This window comes from Ruminococcus sp. (genome assembly GCF_024684275.1).
This window is the reverse complement of record NZ_JAIKXF010000087.1, coordinates 26,121-44,646: the sequence shown is the minus strand read 5'-3', so window position 1 is coordinate 44,646 and position 18,526 is coordinate 26,121. Positions and strand designations below refer to the sequence as shown.

Annotated in this window: 20 protein-coding genes; 16 read left to right on the top strand and 4 right to left on the bottom strand. The window is 47.4% G+C overall.

Annotated elements, in window-relative coordinates:
- Positions 1 to 11: 11 nt before the first annotated feature.
- Both K5677_RS08985 and K5677_RS08980 read right to left on the bottom strand, forming a co-directional pair.
- Positions 12 to 971, bottom strand: coding sequence for a type I phosphomannose isomerase catalytic subunit (locus K5677_RS08985; RefSeq protein ID WP_296727035.1), 960 nt, complete (start codon positions 969 to 971; stop codon positions 12 to 14).
- Positions 968 to 1,741, bottom strand: coding sequence for a GH25 family lysozyme (locus K5677_RS08980; RefSeq protein WP_296727033.1), 774 nt, complete (start codon positions 1,739 to 1,741; stop codon positions 968 to 970). Before K5677_RS08980 ends, K5677_RS08985 begins: the two co-directional genes overlap by 4 nt.
- 234 nt (positions 1,742 to 1,975) lie before the next feature.
- On the opposite strand from K5677_RS08980, the gene K5677_RS08975 reads away from it, so the two are divergent.
- Positions 1,976 to 2,491 (top strand): hypothetical protein, encoded by a 516-nt coding sequence (locus tag K5677_RS08975; RefSeq protein ID WP_296727031.1) that lies wholly within the window; start codon positions 1,976 to 1,978, stop codon positions 2,489 to 2,491.
- Positions 2,492 to 2,562: 71 nt separating this feature from the next.
- Here the strand turns inward: K5677_RS08975 and K5677_RS08970 are convergent, their stop codons facing one another.
- Together K5677_RS08970 and gap are read right to left on the bottom strand one after the other, a co-directional pair.
- Positions 2,563 to 3,597 carry a hypothetical protein gene (locus tag K5677_RS08970; RefSeq protein WP_296727029.1) on the bottom strand — a complete coding sequence of 345 codons (1,035 nt, stop codon included), beginning with the start codon at positions 3,595 to 3,597 and terminating at the stop codon, positions 2,563 to 2,565.
- Between the two features lie 240 nt (positions 3,598 to 3,837).
- Positions 3,838 to 4,875 (bottom strand): type I glyceraldehyde-3-phosphate dehydrogenase, encoded by a 1,038-nt coding sequence (gene gap, locus K5677_RS08965; RefSeq protein WP_024861751.1) that lies wholly within the window; start codon positions 4,873 to 4,875, stop codon positions 3,838 to 3,840.
- A gap of 256 nt (positions 4,876 to 5,131) precedes the next feature.
- Between gap and K5677_RS08960 the strand changes: the two genes are divergently transcribed.
- From K5677_RS08960 to K5677_RS08890, 15 genes are all read left to right on the top strand, one after another.
- Positions 5,132 to 5,878, top strand: a complete 747-nt coding sequence (locus K5677_RS08960) for a hypothetical protein (protein WP_296727024.1) — start codon at positions 5,132 to 5,134, stop codon at positions 5,876 to 5,878.
- 150 nt (positions 5,879 to 6,028) lie between these two features.
- Positions 6,029 to 6,541 (top strand): hypothetical protein, encoded by a 513-nt coding sequence (locus K5677_RS08955; protein WP_296727022.1) that lies wholly within the window; start codon positions 6,029 to 6,031, stop codon positions 6,539 to 6,541.
- 5 nt (positions 6,542 to 6,546) lie between these two features.
- Positions 6,547 to 7,515, top strand: coding sequence for a PhoH family protein (locus K5677_RS08950; RefSeq protein WP_296727020.1), 969 nt, complete (start codon positions 6,547 to 6,549; stop codon positions 7,513 to 7,515).
- Positions 7,508 to 8,020 (top strand): rRNA maturation RNase YbeY, encoded by a 513-nt coding sequence (gene ybeY / locus K5677_RS08945; protein ID WP_026053048.1) that lies wholly within the window; start codon positions 7,508 to 7,510, stop codon positions 8,018 to 8,020. The genes K5677_RS08950 and ybeY overlap by 8 nt, the downstream gene beginning before the upstream one ends.
- Positions 8,020 to 8,913 (top strand): GTPase Era, encoded by an 894-nt coding sequence (gene era, locus K5677_RS08940; protein ID WP_296727017.1) that lies wholly within the window; start codon positions 8,020 to 8,022, stop codon positions 8,911 to 8,913. Before ybeY ends, era begins: the two co-directional genes overlap by 1 nt.
- A 166-nt stretch (positions 8,914 to 9,079) precedes the next feature.
- Positions 9,080 to 9,823 carry a DNA repair protein RecO gene (gene recO / locus K5677_RS08935; protein WP_296727015.1) on the top strand — a complete coding sequence of 248 codons (744 nt, stop codon included), beginning with the start codon at positions 9,080 to 9,082 and terminating at the stop codon, positions 9,821 to 9,823.
- Positions 9,824 to 9,958: 135 nt separating this feature from the next.
- Entirely contained in the window at positions 9,959 to 11,866 is a 1,908-nt protein-coding gene (locus K5677_RS08930) for a GGDEF domain-containing protein (RefSeq protein ID WP_296727013.1), read from the top strand.
- Between the two features lie 424 nt (positions 11,867 to 12,290).
- The gene (speD, locus tag K5677_RS08925) at positions 12,291 to 13,061 is read left to right on the top strand and encodes an adenosylmethionine decarboxylase (protein WP_296727011.1); all 771 of its coding nucleotides are present in this window, start codon (positions 12,291 to 12,293) and stop codon (positions 13,059 to 13,061) included.
- Positions 13,054 to 14,505 (top strand): aminotransferase class I/II-fold pyridoxal phosphate-dependent enzyme, encoded by a 1,452-nt coding sequence (locus tag K5677_RS08920; protein WP_296727009.1) that lies wholly within the window; start codon positions 13,054 to 13,056, stop codon positions 14,503 to 14,505. Before speD ends, K5677_RS08920 begins: the two co-directional genes overlap by 8 nt.
- Before the next feature lie 35 nt (positions 14,506 to 14,540).
- On the top strand, positions 14,541 to 15,038 hold the full coding sequence (locus K5677_RS08915) for a hypothetical protein (RefSeq protein ID WP_296727007.1): 498 nt from the start codon (positions 14,541 to 14,543) through the stop codon (positions 15,036 to 15,038).
- Positions 15,039 to 15,224: 186 nt separating this feature from the next.
- Positions 15,225 to 16,076 carry a polyamine aminopropyltransferase gene (gene speE, locus K5677_RS08910; protein ID WP_024862200.1) on the top strand — a complete coding sequence of 284 codons (852 nt, stop codon included), beginning with the start codon at positions 15,225 to 15,227 and terminating at the stop codon, positions 16,074 to 16,076.
- Entirely contained in the window at positions 16,066 to 16,917 is an 852-nt protein-coding gene (speB, locus tag K5677_RS08905) for an agmatinase (protein ID WP_296727001.1), read from the top strand. Before speE ends, speB begins: the two co-directional genes overlap by 11 nt.
- Before the next feature lie 24 nt (positions 16,918 to 16,941).
- Positions 16,942 to 17,538, top strand: a complete 597-nt coding sequence (locus tag K5677_RS08900; protein ID WP_296726998.1) for a DUF3592 domain-containing protein — start codon at positions 16,942 to 16,944, stop codon at positions 17,536 to 17,538.
- Positions 17,539 to 17,573: 35 nt separating this feature from the next.
- Positions 17,574 to 18,032, top strand: coding sequence for a GNAT family N-acetyltransferase (locus tag K5677_RS08895; RefSeq protein WP_296726995.1), 459 nt, complete (start codon positions 17,574 to 17,576; stop codon positions 18,030 to 18,032).
- A gap of 12 nt (positions 18,033 to 18,044) precedes the next feature.
- Positions 18,045 to 18,491: a DUF3592 domain-containing protein gene (locus K5677_RS08890; protein ID WP_296726992.1), complete on the top strand. Its 447-nt coding sequence runs from the start codon at positions 18,045 to 18,047 to the stop codon at positions 18,489 to 18,491.
- Positions 18,492 to 18,526: the final 35 nt, after the last annotated feature.

Here is an 18,526-nt window from a genome sequence, read left to right as displayed (position 1 = left end):
TTATATCCTCCTTATTGGATAGTTGTGACTATTATATCACAGTTTCCTTTTATAGCAAATGCGCCTGTTCCTGCGGGAACGAAAACGCTTGAGCCCATAGTAAGTGGTAATGTACAGTTATCGGCGATAAGCTCGCCGCCGCTTCCGCCTATGACAAGGACGTGTGCGAATGAGCTTTTGTCTGCGAAAAGCTCCAGCTCCTTGATTATCCTGTGGCGGTTCACATTGAAGTACTCGCAGTCTGCGAGGAGCTGAGTGACAACGCCGTCAAGCTCCATGCCGTAAACAGGGCTTTTCGGCTCGGCAGGAGAGGTGTTTGTGACCTCAAGAGCCTTTTCGATATGCAGCTGACGGGGCTTGCCGTCAGTGCCGAGCCTGCCGTAATCGTATACGCGATAGGTCACATTGGAGCTCTGCTGTATCTCGGCGATAAGGATACCCTTGCCGATAGCGTGGAGAGTTCCTGGTTTTATGAAGAAAACGTCGCCCTGACGGACGGGGACTCGGCAGACCTTGTCCATGAGGGTATTATCCTCGATAGCCTTTCGGAACTCATCTTTAGTGAGCTCCTCCTTGAAGCCGTACACCAGCTCTGAGCCTGTATCCGCAGAGATGACATACCACATCTCGGTCTTGCCGCTGTCGTTTTCGTATTTTCTTGCGTAGTCGTTGTCGGGGTGTACCTGTACGGACAGGTCGTTCTCAGCGTCGATGAGCTTTACAAGCACAGGGAAGCTGTCGCCGCTTTTAAAGCTGCTGCTCACAGCCTCGGGGTGCTCCTTTACGAAGTCGCTGAGCTTCGTGCCGTCGAAGTCTCCGCCGATTATGCTGCATTCACCGTCGGGGTGACAGCTGAGCTCCCAGCTCTCGGCAAGCCTTTCGGTATCGCTTTCTTTGCCGAAGACGGTGCGGAGCTTTGTACCGCCCCATATATAATCCTTGATAGGTGCTTTCAGAAAAAATGGTCTCACGTTGCTGCCTTTCTTGTCGGAATTGCGGAATTATCCGCTTTTTTTGTGATTTTTGCAAATTCTCTCACGAAATCCTCCTCAGAGCCGTTATATACGTTGAGGTCGATGTGCTCCTCGTCGCCGTCATAGCCTGTGAGGGTACCCTTGTCACTGTACTGCCAGAACTTCCAGTCCATAAGGTCGGGCTCAAAGCCGACGCTTCTTATCCACAGGGGATAATCCGAGAAGCTGCTCCTCACGTACCTGAGGTAAACGGGGAGAGTAGTGTATATGATCGGCTTTACGCCGTAATAGGCTTCAAGCCGGCTGAGAAGGGGCTTTAGTATGCTTTCCGTTTCCTCCTGAGAGGGTTTGTTTTTTCGCTTGTCGCCGTAGTATTCAATGTCCACCACAGGGGGCATATCTATCTCGTCCCTGCCCACAGAGGCGATGTAGTTGTCAGCCTGAGTTTCGCCTGCGCTGTCGAAGCTGAAGAAGTGGTATGCAGAGACACTGATGCCTGTACCGGCGGCACGGTCAAGGTTGCGCCTTACGGATTCGTCGGTATGACCGCTTCCCTCGGTAGCCTTGATAAAGGCAAATGAAACGTCCTGCGCTTCCAGCTCCTGCCAGTTGATGTCGCCCTGATAGTTTGATACGTCAACGCCGAAAACGGGATATTTAGCTCTGTTAACCTTTGCGGTCGAGAAGAGCATAGCGCCTGCGGCTGCGGCTGTCATAAAGACCGAGCCCAGCAGGGTACACAGGATATTACGTTTTAAGGTCTTCATATTACGGGCAACACCTTCCGAAGCTCACTGAGGCTCCTACAGAAGGAGCGGAGCAAAAAGTCATACTCTATTATAATAAACTAAAATTGCAAAATAGTCAATAGTTTTCGTGAAATTCCGGAATAGAACTAAGAACTTAGCGCTTAGAACTCAGAGCTGAGCTTATATGTATTGACATTTTTGAGGAAAAATGATAAAATCTTTCTGAAAAGTCATTTTTCGGAGGCGATGAACATGGAGTATGAGGAAGAATACAAACAAAACAGAACAGCAATGAAAAAGCTGAAAAAAGAAGGCACCATGATACTTATTATATTTGCAGGATGTTTAGCAATGGCTGTATGGATGCTTGTTGCTTTTTTTATAACTCAGAATAAGATGATATTGCTGTCTTCTGTTCTGGGAGCGGCTGCCGCGGTAACAGGATTTTTCAGCGCATACAGGAAGGATTCAGCCCTTGCCATAGCGGCAGGAGTGCTCCTTCTGGCAACAATAGCAGTCATGTTCTTCTATGATGGCTTTTCTGTCTTAGGAGTTGCAGAACTTGCCGTATTCGGCTGGTTTGCAGCCAGAAACTTCCTGAATATAAAAAAGTACAAATGGCTTGAACAGCAGGAAGGCTTTCCGCAGTTTGAACCAAAGCTCAGGGAATACGACATGGAAAAAGCACAGAGAAATATCGGGGATACCTATGCTGCAAAAACGGAGGAAAGGCAGAAGAACTCCACAGACAGTATGGACGAGCTCTGAATCAGGAAATAAATGCAAAAAGCAGCCGAGTGAAAGGTGATCACAGGCTGCTTTTTTATTTGTTTATAATTTTATAATATAGTAAACAACTGCTCCATATCACGGGGGTCAAAGCTTACGAGCTCTCGGCTTTTGTGTGACAGTACGAGTCCGTCGGTGCAGTTCACAGAAGTAAGACTGAAACGTCCCTCAAAGCGGTGGGCGGCTCTGAAAATGCTGCCGAGACGGGTGTTTACCGGAGTTCCTTCATGCTCAAAGGTGATACCTCTTTCGGTTACCCTGACCTCAAGGGGAGGGAAGTCGCCGAAGGGACGGCAGGTCATACCGTCTGCGATATAGTGACCGTGAATGGCGTCAACCCTTGTGTCACGGTAAAAGCGGTACAGCAGTGCGGCAACTGCGGACTCGGTATCGTAAAGCCGTTTTTTTATCTCTGCCTCGGGAGAGGTGAATAGCTCCGGTATCTCTCTGCAAATTGCAGCGGCGTTCCTGTTCAGTGCAGCTGTAAAGCTGCTTCTCATGGCGAATCGGCGGAGCTGTTCATAACCGATGTGCTGTTCGGGTACGAACTCGGGATACATAGCACGGGCAAGCTCCTCGTAATTTATATGGATAATGCGCTTGCTTGAAAAATAGGTCATCTTTGCGGCGTGGGGCAGACAGCACATATCCGAAAGCATATGCACAGCACGGGCAAGGTAAACTGCACCCTGCTTGACAAAGCCGCCGCAGTACATAGTCAGCGCCATTGTGTAGTCCTCCTCGAACATAGTACGGGCACTTTTTGCGAAGAGGTCCTTGCCGTTTCTGAGGTAGCCGCGGACGGGCTTTTTTATAGTTCCGTTTGTGTCACAGCCGCAGTAATAATGCCTGCCTGCGCCGTTTTCGCGGTCACCCTTCTGGTCTGCGATTATGGTGTATGGCAGCATAATGCCGAGATACTGGCGTATGAGGGCTTCGGCTTCATGGGAGACCTCACCCAGCAGTTTCAGTGCGCGTATTAGTATTTCCTGATGTATTTCGGTGGGCGGCAGGAGCTTTTCTGCCGTATAGCTGTCTGCAAGGCGTCTCAGCTCCGCAGCGGCTTTTTTCCATTTATTGTACATATCAGACTCCTTGTGTCGGTCAGGAATGTAAACGTTTTGTCTGTTCATTGTCTTTAATTATACCACAACCTGCGCAGTATTGCAAGCAGCGAGCCGCTGCACCCTGACTCCGCGCATGGATTTATTTGTGTGGGTAGTTTTAGCCGCGAGGGATAATAAACAGCGCCATGCTCTCAATGCATTATAAATAAAAAGGGCACTCATAAAGAGTGCCCTTGAATGTTGCATATATATCAGCTATTAGCCGAGCTCTGCAAAGTACTTGATAGTTCTTACCATCTGTGATGTGTAAGAATTCTCGTTGTCGTACCATGAAACAACCTGTACCTCGTAGAGGCCGTCACCGATCTCAGCTACCATTGTCTGTGTAGCATCGAAGAGTGAACCGAATCTCATACCGATAACGTCAGAAGAAACGATCTGATCCTCGTTGTAACCGAATGACTCGGAAGCAGCAGCCTTCATAGCAGCGTTGATGCCTTCCTTAGTTACGTTGCTGCCCTTAACAACAGCTGTGAGGATTGTTGTAGAACCTGTAGGAACAGGAACTCTCTGAGCGCTGCCGATGAGCTTGCCGTTGAGCTCAGGGATAACAAGGCCGATAGCCTTAGCAGCACCTGTGCTGTTAGGAACGATGTTAGCAGCACCAGCTCTTGCTCTTCTGAAGTCGCCCTTTCTGTGAGGACCGTCAAGGATCATCTGATCGCCTGTGTAAGCGTGGATTGTGCTCATGATACCGCTCTGGATAGGAGCATAATCGTTGAGTGCCTTAGCCATAGGAGCGAGGCAGTTTGTTGTGCATGAAGCAGCAGAGATGATCTTGTCATCCTTTGTGAGAGTCTTCTCGTTTACGCTGTAAACGATTGTAGGAAGATCGTTGCCTGCAGGAGCAGAGATAACAACCTTCTTAGCACCTGCATCGATATGAGCCTGTGACTTGTCCTTTGAGCAGTAGAAACCTGTGCACTCGAGAACAACGTCAACGCCGATCTCGCCCCAAGGGAGCTCTGCAGCGTTAGCCTTAGCGTAGATTGTAAGTGTCTTGCCGTCTACAGTGATTGTGCCCTTCTCATCGTCTGCAGAAACAGTGTGAAGATTCTCACCGATCTTTCCGCAGTAACCGCCCTGAGCTGTATCATACTTGAGAAGCTGAGCGAGCATTGAAGGCTTTGTAAGGTCGTTGATAGCAACTACCTCATAACCTGGAGCATCAAACATCTGTCTGAATGCAAGACGACCGATACGGCCGAAACCGTTAATAGCAACTTTAACTGACATTGGATATACCTCCTAAAAATTTGTATGAATTAATTATACTCCAACTTGCAAATTTTTTCAAGTGGTTCGATAAAAAAATAACAGAATTTTCTATAAAATCACAGATTGTATAAAACGGGCACTGTTGAAACGAAAAATTTTGTCAGCATTTTACTGTGTAAAATCCTCTGTGTAACTATTTCTTTTTTTACTCAAATGGTGTATAATATATACATATATTATGTCTCTGCATATTTGCAGAGAGACTGGAGATATTATGGACGATAAAAATGATCTTGCAGAGTTTTTTATGAGTTCCTTTGCTTCTGAGCTAATAAACAGCACAGAAAATGTGATAAGGCGCTCTGTATCCGGGATAGCGGCTTCCTGTGAGAGCCTGCGCGAATCGGCAGACAAAAAGCGCTCAAAGCAGGATAAAAGGCTCATCGACGGCATAATGGCGTCGTGCCGTGACCTTATGCGCACTGCTCAGCTTGGCAGGGCTCTGACGGCGGAAAGACTCACCGATGAGGATATGTGTACGATCCGGGCTGACATCTTTCTCAGGGACTTTGCGTCAGGCTGCGAGGCGGCTTCAAAAGGCAGATGTACCGTTAAGGTCGGAGAGGTATGCCCTTCATATATCAGGACTGACAGAGAGACTCTGCGGTTTCTGCTGCTGAGCTTTGTCAGGAGACTTACCTCGGGCGGAGAGGACGGAAAAAACGCCTTTGAGGTGTCCTGCGAAGAAAAGTTGAAAACTTTAAACATTTCTGTCAGGGCTTTGGGGACATTTGTGGACGAAGCTCATGCGGGGCAGACTGATATTTTTGATTCGCATTACGGTGAAGTGTGCATGGGTTTCGCAGAGCATATAGGCGCATTTGCAGAGCTTTCGGACGATGTGCTGACAGTCGGTATTCCGCTTAGTGACGGCAATAGCAGCGCTGTGGCAGAGGCTGTGCTGCCTGAGGCTGAGAGCAGCGGCTTTGATCCCTTTGGCGTTATGCTGGGAAATATTTGAAGCTGTGTGTGACAGGATTGTGACAAATTCGTAAAACTAAGCAATATTGACAGAATACTCCGAGAATTTTGTTGACATTATTCAAAAAAAGATGTATAATAAAAATGTTGAAAGATCTCAGCGAAAAATTCATTGTTTTGGAGTGCTTTTATGGGAAAGAATTATGAGATCGAGAGGAAATTCCTCGTTGAATTCCCTGATGTTTCACTGCTGGATGTAAAGCGAAGGATAGCTATAGTCCAGACCTATCTCAAAAGCGGCAGCAACGGCTCTCAGCGGAGAGTAAGGTCTGTTGACGAAAACGGCAGTGTCAGATATACCTACACGGAAAAGATATTCCTTACTCATGTGACAAGAGAGGAAAATGAATCCGAGATAACCAGCGAAAGGTATCAGCAGCTTCTCAGAGAGCGCCGCTTTGACTGCCCTTCTGTGGAAAAGGTGCGTTACTGTTTTGACTATAAGGGACAGCTCTTTGAAATGGATAAGTATCCCTTTTCGGATAAGCTGGCTATTATGGAGCTTGAGCTCAGCTCTCCCGAGCAGGCTATTGATTTCCCCGACAGAGTCAGAGTTATCAAGGAAGTATCCGATGATCCGCGTTACTCCAATGCGGCTCTTGCAGCAGCAGGGGCATTTCCCAAACAGCAGATTGGAGAATAGATTCAATGTCGGAAAAATTTGTACCCGCTGACAGCCCCGAACAGCTCTCCGCTTTATTCGGACAGCTTGACGGCAATATCAGCGGTATCCAGAAGGATTTCAATGTTACCGTCGTAAGCAGGGACGGAGGCATTAAAATAATCGGCGACGGCGATACCGAGGGCGCCGAAAAGGCGCTGAGGGCTCTTATGAGGATAGCAGGCAGCGGCAGCTCGGTCAATGAGCAGACCGTCCGCTATGTCACCTCTATGGTGGCTGACGGCGTAGAGCAGGAGCTTCAGGAGCTCGGCGGCGACGGCATATGCGCTACAGCCTCGGGAAAGATACTCCGTCCGCGAACCGTCGGTCAGAAACGCTATACCGACGCTATAAAGAACAATACCATAGTCCTGGGAATAGGTCCTGCGGGTACTGGCAAGACCTATCTTGCTGTGGCTATGGCTGTAAAGGCGTTCCGCGAGCACAAGATAAAAAAGATCATTCTTACCCGTCCTGCCGTTGAAGCAGGTGAGAAGCTGGGCTTCCTTCCCGGCGACCTGCAGGATAAGGTGGATCCTTATCTTCGTCCGCTCTACGACGCGCTTTTCGATATGTTCGGAGCAGAGAGCTTTGCCCGATACATGGAAAAGGGGATAATCGAGGTGGCTCCGCTGGCTTATATGCGCGGACGTACTCTCGATGAGGCTTTCATTATCCTTGATGAGGCACAGAACACTACCTCCGAGCAGATCAAGATGTTTCTCACACGACTGGGAAACGAGAGCAGAATGGTCATCACAGGTGATATCACACAGATAGACCTGCCTGATACGAAAAAATCGGGACTTGTTGAAGCCATTAAGGTGCTCAGGGGAATAGATGATATCGAAATACACCGCTTTACCGAGAAAGACGTTGTACGCCACAGATTAGTACAGGATATCATCAAGGCTTATGAAAAATACAATGAAGGGAGAAAGAATTATCATGGCTAAGTTAAAGGTTTATGTTAAGAACAATCAGACAGAGGTGAAGGTGCCTGTAGGTATCAGACTTCTTATCAGAAGATGCTGTCAGGCAGTACTTACTACAGAGAATTTCGGAAAGGACGCTGAGGTGAGCGTTTCCTTCGTAAGCAACAACGAGATAAAGAATCTCAATAAGATATACAGAAATAAGGACGCTGTTACAGACGTTCTCTCGTTTCCGCTCACAAGCGAGGACGGCACTGTTGAGATAAATCCCGAGACAGGCGCTGTTCAGCTGGGAGATGTTGTTATCTCACTGGAAACTGCCGTAAAGCAGGCTCAGAATTTCGGCCACTCACTTGAGAGAGAGGTGGGCTTCCTTACTGTTCATTCAATGCTCCACCTGCTGGGCTATGACCACGAGACAAGCCAGCTCGACCAGCGCATCATGCGCGAAAAGGAAGAATCCGTGCTTGAAAAGCTCGGTATCTCAAGAGATGCCACATTTATCGTCAACGGAGAAAACAACTGATGTCAAGAACGGCTTTCGTTACTATCGCAGGACGTACAAATGCAGGCAAATCCTCTCTCCTCAACGCTATAGTGGGCGAGAAGATAGCTTCTGTCAGCAACAAGCCCCAGACTACCCGTACGCGCATAACGGGTATCAGAAATATAGATGACGTTCAGCTGGTATTCTTCGATACCCCCGGGTTACATAAGCCCGTGAACAAGCTCAGCGAGCATATGCTCAATACCGTCAGGGAGTCAGTAAGCGACATCGATGCGGTAGTGTTTGTCATGGACTGCACCAAGAAGATAAACGAGCAGGAGCTGAACCTGCTGAAGTCTATGAACAGCTCAAAAATGCCCGTGATACTTGTGCTCAACAAGATAGACCTGCTGAAAAGCAAGGACGAGCTTGCTCCCGTTATCGCTGAGCTTACGTCAAAAATCAAGTTTCAGGCGGTAGTTCCCGTCAGCGTTACTGAAAACAGCGGAGTTGACATCGTTATCGACGAGATAATCGCCCTTTCTGAGGAGTCTGTTCACTTCTTCCCCGGGGATATGATAACAGACCAGCCCGAAAAGGTGCTGGCGGCAGAGATGATACGTGAAAAGCTCCTTATGCTCCTCAGCGACGAGGTGCCTCACGGCATAGCTGTCGGCGTTGAGCAGATGAGCGAGCGCGAGGACAAGGATATCCTTGATATATCCGCTGTTATCTACTGCGAGAAGGAGTCCCATAAGGGCATCGTCATCGGCAAGGGCGGAGCTATGCTGAAAAAGGCTTCCACAGCCGCAAGAATAGAGCTGGAGGACTTCTTCCAGATAAAGGTCAACCTCAAATGCTGGGTAAAGGTGAAGGAAGACTGGCGCAACAGGGAGAACCTCATCAGAAGCTTCGGACTTTCAGAGAAATAATTACCGCAAATAATAACAGGCTTTCCGCAGATGATATTTTCAGAGCTATGGCTCGTATCTTATCTGCGGAGACTTTTTATGAATGAAGACATTTTATGGAATAATTTCGCCGAAAGCGGCTGGATAGCGGACTATCTTCTGTATTCGGCATATAAGGAAGATAACCATGACTACTGTTGAAGGCATCGTCCTTAAAGAGCGTTCTGTCGGAGAACAGGACAAATTTATTGATATACTCACCAAAGAGAGCGGAGTTATCGAGGTTTCCGTGAAAGGCGCAAGGAAAATAAACGGAAGATCGGGCAGCTCTACTCAGCTTCTGGCGTATTCTCGGTTCTGCATAGACAAAAGGGGCAGCTATATGTACCTCAACAGTGCAGAACCGATACATATTTTTTACGGACTTCGTCAGTCTCTTACCAAGATATCTCTTGCCTCTTATTTTGCAGAGGTCCTTCGCTTCTGCATAAGACCTGAGACTCAGAACGGGGATATACTGCGGCTCATGCTGAATTGCCTCCACTATCTGGAGAGCGGTGAGCGCGATGAAGCCTTCCTCAAAGCCGTGTTCGAGCTCCGCCTTATGTCAGAAACAGGCTATATGCCTGATATAGTGGCTTGCAGGGGCTGCGGAGTTTTTGAACCTGATGAGCTCTTTTTTTGTATCTGCGACGGCGGATTTTTCTGTACAGACTGCTTTGAGAGCGAGACAGCCGACGACTTTATGAAAATAAAGCTGCCTGTGCTCAGCGCAGTCCGCCATATAGTGCTTGCGGATATGGGCAGACTTTTCAGCTTCCGTGTGTCCGAGGGAACTCAGCAGAGACTTTCGGCGCTGGCAGAGTCCTATGCGCTGACTCATCTTGAGCGTGGCTTCGGAACGCTGGATTTCTATAAATCACTTCTCTGAAACAGCTTTTTTTACACCTGAAAGACGTGATTTTTATGATTTTTAGCATAAATAATAAAAAGTTATTGCAATGTCACGTTTTTTGATGTATAATTATAATACATGATTATATGTTTTCAGAGGGAGGTGCGCACTGTGAAAAAGAAAAAAACCATAGCGGTCATTGCTGCTGATGTGTTCAACGACTATATGAACCGCATTTTTGTGGGCATTTCTGAGCAGTGCAGGGCGCTGGGCTATGACGTCCTGACCTTCCTCATGGCTTTCAATCTTGACAGCGGCAACCTTATCCAGCAGGGAGAGGAGAATATCTTCACCCTTGTAAAGAAGAATATCATTGACGGCGTGGTGCTTATGGCAGGAAATCTCGCCAGCCAGAACCTTATTGACAAGTTCGTCAAGGTGTTTTCTCAATGGAGCATACCTGTTGTGGCACTTGACCATGACTTTGATTTCTGTGAAAGCGTCTATGCCGAGGATTCTGCTCTGTTCGAGCACATGACCGACCACTTTATCGAGGTACACGGGTGCAGCAGGATAATGTGCCTTACAGGTCCCGAGGGCAGCAAGCCTGCGGAAACAAGACTTGCGGGCTATAGAAACTCTATGGAAAAGCACGGTCTTGAGGTGCGCGAGGAAGATATAGTCTACGGCGATTTCTGGAAAATAGTTTCGCAGAGACTGGCTAAGGAATTCATAGACGGGAAAAGAGAAATGCCCGAAGCGGTCGTCTGCGCTAACGACACTATGGCAAGATACCTTGCAGGCGCTCTCGTCAAGGGCGGAGTCAATATCCCCGATGATATAAGAATATCCGGCTATGATGGCACTAACGACGCTATACTGAATATCCCGTCCATATCAACAGTGCTCCCCGAGAACGAGCGCATGGGCGCAAGAGCAGTATGTATGCTCCACAAGAAGATAACCGGCATTACCGCTGAGCCTGTTGAGACACTTGCTCACGGAAGACTGCTTTTTGCACGTTCCTGCGGCTGCGGAAGCGCTACATATCACAGCGTTTCTACCCGTGATGAGTATCACAACCGTGTGGAAAGATACGAGAACTACTTCAGAAAGAGCGGTATGCTGGAAAGCCTTATGGAGGAAGAAAACCTCGACGGACTTCTCCATAAGCTCAACGGTTTTGTTTACGTCATAAACGGATTGGATACATATATGCTCTGCCTCAATAAGAACTGGGACAACATCGAGGGCGATGAGAAGGATTACGTCCGTGACGGCTATGCCGCCTTAATGGAGGCAAGAATGGTCTATACCAGAACAAGGACGGAGTTCGGCAGCAGAAGCTTCCGCTCAAATGATATACTGCCCCATTTTATCGACGAATACTGCAGTGAGCCGTCTACATATTTCCTGCTGCCCGTTCACTTTATGGACAGGTGCTTCGGCTACTCGGTATTCAGATTCAGTGATATACGCTGTGCGGCAAGCAATGTTTTTGCTCTCTGGAACAGGAATATCAGCGTTGCGCTGGAGTTCCTCCGCGTCCGCACAAAGCTTCTCAGCATAAATCAGCGTATTTTTATGAGCTCTATCCGTGACACCCTTACGGGTATCTATAACCGTCATGGCTTTAACCGTATGGCGGAGGGAATATTCCGCAAGGCTTGTCAGGAGAAGAAACAGCTCTTTATCATTATCGCTGACCTTGACAGGCTCAAAATGATAAACGATAATTACGGTCATATAGAGGGTGACACAGCTATTACGGCTGTGGCGAATGCCCTTAATACCTCATGTGAGCTGAACGAGGTCTGCGCACGTACAGGCGGCGACGAATTTGCGATCATAGGCTGCGGAAACTATACCCCCGATAGGATACAGGAGCATTACAGGTATATTTACGACTACCTTACAAGATATAATGCCTCTGCGAAAAAGAGCTATACCGTGGGAGTCAGCCTCGGCTGCTTCTGTGAGGTGCCCGATGAGAACGAGCCTCTGGATAAATATATCAAAATAGCTGATACTCGTATGTACGAAAACAAGGTCAAGCGCAAAAAGCTCCGCGAGGACTGAGGCTGCTGTGGAAACACGGCAGCTTTTTTGTGCGTTTTGCCTTAATATAAAATATGTATTGCTATTGACAAAAACACTGAAATATGATAAAATAAACTGAATTGCAAAAGAAGCTTCGGTTTCAGCGCAAGACTATTGACCACTCCTTTCGGAGTCGAGGCCATACGGACAGCCGGGTCAAATGCCGAATGCCGAATTATCGGCTGGCAACTTCTGTTGCCTTATTGATTCGACTGTGCGTCGATAAAGTTTTTATAAGTTCTCATCAGCTTGTGAAAGGTCAATAAGAGTAGTAAAAGGTAGTACTTGCTTGTATAGACTCTGAAACCGTATATGAAGTTTCTGCGTTTTCCGCATAATATTTCATGCACACAATGGCTGATAAGGTCTTTTGTGTGCATTTTTTGTTTAAAGGTGTGGTATTATGGAGAATAAACTGAAACTTTACGGATTCAATAACCTTACGAAGTCTTTGAGCTTCAATATATATGACGTCTGTTATGCCAAGACAGCCCGCTCTCAGCAGGAGTACATCGCCTATGTTGATGAGCAGTACAACTCTGAACGTATAACCGACATAATGACTCACTTAACAGAGATGATAGGAGCTCAGGTGCTCAGTGTTTCCCGTCAGGATTATGATCCTCAGGGAGCCTCCGCTACCTTTCTTATCGCCGACGATACTATGATACCCGCAGGCGGTACCGAGACTGTGGCTCACCTCGACAAGAGCCACGTAACAGTCCATACCTATCCCGAGTTCCACCCCGATACTTCCATCGCTACCTTCCGCGTGGACATCGACGTTGCTACCTGCGGCAAGATAACTCCGCTGACTGCCCTCGATTACCTCATCGGAAGCTTCGATTCGGATATAATCACAATGGATTACAGGGTAAGAGGATTTACCCGTAATCTTGACGGCGAAAAGCTCTTTATCGACCATAATATCACTTCTATCCAGAACTATATCGACTCTAAGATACTCGATAAATACGACGCTGTGGACATAAACGTATATCAGGCGAATATGTTCCACACGAAAATGCTCATAAAGGAGCTCGACCTACAGAATTATCTGTTCAATACAGATGTTGATGAGCTTCCGCCGAGGCGCAGACTTGAGATAACAGATGCGCTGAAGCGGGAAATGATAGAAATTTTCAGCGGAAGGAACGTGTTCGGAAATGGCTGAACTCTCACAGGTAAATGCGCCTATCTATGAGGCACTGAGAAAATTCCGCCGCATGAGAGTCGTGCCCTTTGATGTTCCAGGGCATAAGCGCGGCAGAGGAAATATGGAGCTCACCGAATTTCTTGGCGAGGACTGTATGAACGTGGACGTAAACTCCATGAAGCCTCTGGATAATCTCTGCCACCCTGTATCCGTCATCAAGGACGCGGAAATGCTGGCGGCTGAGGCATTCGGCGCGGCTAACGCCTTTTTCATGGTGGGCGGAACTACTTCTGCGGTACAGAGCATGATAATGTATGCCTGCAAGGAGGGCGACAAGATAATCATGCCCCGAAATGTCCACAGAAGTGCTATAAACGCCATAATACTCACAGGTGCTGTGCCTGTGTATGTAAACCCCGACGTCAATCATCAGCTTGGCATTGCGCTGGGTATGTCTGTTTCTCAGGTGGAGCAGGCTATCCGCGAAAATCCCGATGCTAAGGCTATTATGATAAACAACCCGACATATTACGGCATATGCTCTGATTTGCAGAGGATAACCGATATTGCTCACGCACATGGTATGCTGGTGCTTGTTGATGAGGCTCACGGTACTCATTTCTATTTCGGGGATAATTTCCCATTGACTGCTATGGCGGCAGGTGCGGACTGCGCCTCGGTAAGTATGCACAAGTCGGGAGGAAGCCTTACCCAGAGTTCTTTTCTGCTCATGGGAAAGAACATCAACGCCGACTATATGCGGCAGGTCATAAACCTCACCCAGACTACAAGCGCTTCCTACCTGCTTTTGTCAAGTCTGGATATTTCAAGAAAGAGACTTGCTCTCAGCGGTAAGGAGATATTTGCTCAGACTGTGGAAATGGCGGAGTACGCACGTTCAGAGATAAATGAGATAGGCGGTTATTACGCCTATTCAAGAGAGCTTATCAACGGCGACAGTATCTATGACTTTGATGTTTCAAAGCTGAGCATCTACACTCTGCCAATAGGTCTGGCAGGGATAGAGGTCTATGACCTTCTCCGCGACGAGTACGATATACAGATAGAATTCGGCGATATAGGCAATGTTCTCGCCTACATCTCAGTAGGCGACAGAAAACGCGATATTGAGCGCCTTATAAGCGCCCTTGCCGAGATAAAGCGCCGCTTCGGAAAGAGCAGCGCCCATATGCTCACTCAGGAGTACATAAGCCCTGTAGTTACAGAGACTCCGCGAAAGGCGTTCTATGCGCCAAAGCGCTCACTGCCTCTTGCAGAGGCGGCAGGTCATGTTTGCAGCGAGTTCGTTATGTGCTATCCGCCGGGTATACCTATACTTGCGCCCGGAGAGCTTATTACTCCCGAAATAATCGAATATATCAGATATGCTAAGGAAAAGGGCTGTCAGATGACAGGCACGGAGGATATAAATATCGAGAGACTCAATGTCCTTGATATATAGAGCAGCTTGAATTTTTTTATCTGGGGGGAATGGATATGAAAAAAGTCGGTATCATTATGAGCGTGTTTATGGGAGTTACCATGAGCTTTTGCCTTTCACTTACGAACTCTATTGTGTCAGCGGATAAATTCGATATGACACAGTTTCTCATAAGCTTCGGTGCAAGTACGGTATTAAGCCTGATAATAGGCTTTATAGTGCCTATGAAAAGGGTAGAGGACAGAGCCTGCCGGGCTATGAAGCTGAGAGAGAACAGTGTTCCTGCAAAGCTTGTGTCTGCATTTATCTCGGATATTATATATACTCCGATACTCACATTGTCAATGATAATCATAGTGCGCAAAATGGTCATGAAGATGAGCCACGGACACGCAGTGCTCCCACCATTTGCGACAATGTTCATAAAGTCTTTTATACTCAGTCTGGTGGTTGCGTATGTCATCATTCTTATCGTAACACCGATATTCCTGAAGCTGTCATTGAAGCTTGCAGGCGTTAATCCCGCAGGAGGTCCGCCTGCTGATAAAAAATAATTTGCGCATAAGCGCAAAAGTTGAGAGTTGAGAATTGAGAGTTGAGAGCTGTGGTATCGCCTGCGGCGATATTATTCAAATAATGTGAGCGAAGCGAACACATTAACTCTAAACTCTTCACTCTAAACTTTAAACTTGATACCAATTTTGCAAAGCATAATGGGTATCATAGAACGGAGGTATTGTATGGAATTATGGTTCACGGAGAGACATACTCCAAACGTTAAATTTTCTATAAAGGTCGATCATCAGCTCTACAGCGGCAACAGCGAGTTCCAGCGTATCGACGTTTTCGACTCAAAGGAGTTCGGGCGGTTCCTCACTCTTGACGGCTACATGATGCTGACAGAGAAGGACGAGTTCATCTACCATGAGATGATAACCCATGTGCCTATGGCTGTCCACCCAAATCCTAAGAATATACTCGTTATCGGCGCAGGCGACGGCGGAGTTGTCCGCGAGCTTACGCGCTATGCTTCTGTTGAGAGCATAGACCTTGTAGAGATAGACGAGCTTGTAGTGGAGGTCTGCAAGAAGTACCTGCCCACTACTGCCTGCCGATTCGACGATCCGAGAGTTCACGTATACTACGAGGACGGCGTTAAGTTCATACGCCGCTGCACTGACCAGTACGACGTCATCATCGTGGATTCTACCGATCCGTTCGGTCCCGGAGAGGGACTTTTCACTAAGGAGTTCTACGGAAGCTGCTTCAAGGCGCTCCGTGATGACGGTATCATGGTGAATCAGCACGAGAGCCCGTTCTATGACGAGGACGCAGCCGCTATGCAGCGTTCACACAAGCGCATAGTGGAGAGCTTCCCCATAAGCAAGGTATATCAGGCTCATATCCCCACCTATCCCTCGGGACACTGGCTTTTTGGCTTTGCTTCAAAGAAATATCACCCCACCAATGATTATAACGGCACAAAATGGAGTATGCTTGGTATCAAGACACGCTATTACAACCCAAGACTCCATACGGGAGCATTTGCACTCCCATGCTATGTAGAGGAGCTTCTCAGAGATGTTGAATAAGAATATACAGACCTTTATTGCCTGCGACAGCGAATATAAGGACGCAAAAATAGCCCTTTTCGGTGCAGGCTTCGACGGTACCACAAGCTTCCGCCCGGGAACGAGGTTCGCTCCCTCGGCTATCCGCAATGAGAGCTTCGGTATCGAGACCTACAGTCCATATCAGAATAAGGATATGACAGACTACAGCTACTTTGACAGCGGAGACTTAGAGCTGCCCTTCGGAAGCACCAAGCGAGCAGTTGCTGACATCGCTGTTCGTGCAGACGAGATACTTGCCGACGGCAAGCTGCCTTTTATGATAGGCGGCGAGCACCTTGTTACACTGGGCTCGGTAATGGCTGTGAATGATAAGTATGATGACCTTTGCATCGTACACTTTGATGCACACGCTGACCTCCGTGACGACTATCTCGGGCAGAAAATGTCCCATGCCTGTGTGCTGAGGCGTTGCCATGAGCTTGTGGGTGACGGTCATATCTTCCAGTTCGGTATCCGCAGCGGAGACCGTGAGGAGTTTTACTTTGCGGACGAGCATACGGAAATGCATAAATTCAGTTTCGACGGACTTGAAGAAGCCGTTGAGAAGCTCAGAGGCAGAAATGTTTACTTCACCCTTGACCTCGATGTGCTTGATCCGTCAATATTCCCCGGTACGGGTACCCCCGAGGCAGGAGGCGTCACCTTTGATGAGCTGAGAAAGGCTGTTACTCTTGTTTGCAGCAGGCTCAATATCGTTGGCTGCGACGTAAACGAGCTGAGCCCTGTTTACGATCAGAGCGGAGTATCTACAGCAGTTGCCTGCAAGATCATCAGGGAGATGCTTCTGGCTCTTTCATGATTTGAGCTGGCAAGGGGGAGCATTATGGAACATAACTCTTATAATGATACAAATACTGAAGAAAACAGCAGGAAAAGTCCTGCTGCAAAGATAATCATTGCAGCTGCAATAGTTATATTCCTTATATGTGTCGGTGTAATGATACCGTTTATAATGGCAAAAAATCTTATCGGAGATGCCATAAAAAAGGACACTACTCAGTATAATGTCCCTATTACTGCGGTCATTACGGAAAACCGCGTCAGAGAATCTGACGGCGTCAACAGTGCAGACACCAAAACGGGCAAGGTCTATACTCCCGTTTACGAATATGAATACAGAGGCAAGACCTACAGCGTGGCAGGCAGTGTAGCATCAGCTGATAAGAAGTATGATGTGGGACAGAAGGTGAACGTCCTCATATCGGATGTTAATCCGGGCAGAATGTACGATCCCGAATATAACCCCACTAAGGTCATAGATGACTTCGGGCATAAGGTGTCGGGGACGCTCATACTTGTGCTGGTTATCCCGCTGATACTGCTTGCAGCGGTGACGGCTGCTGTTATTATAATAATCGTCCGTGCTTCAAAAAAGAAAGGTACTGCCAAAACAGATGAAGCAAACAATTATGACGGCTGAAGAGACTGAACACAACAAGAAAGGCAGGATATGACATGAATATTTTCAGAGCACAGAACGTCTCGGGACTTGCAGAGATACGCATGAAGTATCTCCGTGAGGATTTCCCTGAGATGACTACAGCACAGGCAGCACAGATCAAGGCTAAGCTGCCGAGGTACTACTCAGACCACCTCAACTGTGATCTTTTTGCATACCTTGCAGAGGACGGCGGAAAGATAGTCGGCTCGGCATTCCTTACGGTAAGGGAGCTTCCGCCCAATCCCAACTTCCCCAGCGGACGTGTGGGAACGGTGCTGAATGTATTCACTGAGGCAAGCCACCGCCGACAGGGCATAGCTACGGCGCTTATGGAGCTGCTCATATCCGACGCAAAGGTCATGGAGCTTGACTACATCGAGCTGAAAGCCTCTGAGGACGGCTTCAAGCTTTACAAGCAGATGGGCTTTGAAGTTGAAAACACAGGCTTTACAAATATGAAGCTGAAAATTTAAAAGGAAAACGCTATGATTCCAATAATGTTATTCATTGCATTAGCTTTTCTGATTATTGCTTTTATATTTCTTATATTTGAAATGATCAAGGAGATAAAAAGAAAAAGTCGCTGTACGGAACGTGTTTTGGCAGAAGTAGTCAGTTATACCGATGTCAGGTTTTATGACAATGAGACCAAGTCATATTACAATAAAAGGGCACCTCTTTATGAGTATTCCTACAATGGTGAATTATGCAGACTTGCAGGCAGCACCGACAGTAAGTGGGTCAAGAAGGTTGAAATCGGTTCGCACACCGAGGTTTTTGTGGATCCAGATAATCCGAAATCATTTTTTTGTCCTGAGGAAACACGTTTTGTCAGGATCCATGGCATAAAAATTACGTGTGTTATCATTGGAGTTTTGCTGCTGATATTTCTGACGATCGCGATACCTGTGTGGTATGCTCAGCAAGTATAAAACGAATTTGGCTGACATTAAAAAGTAAATCAGAA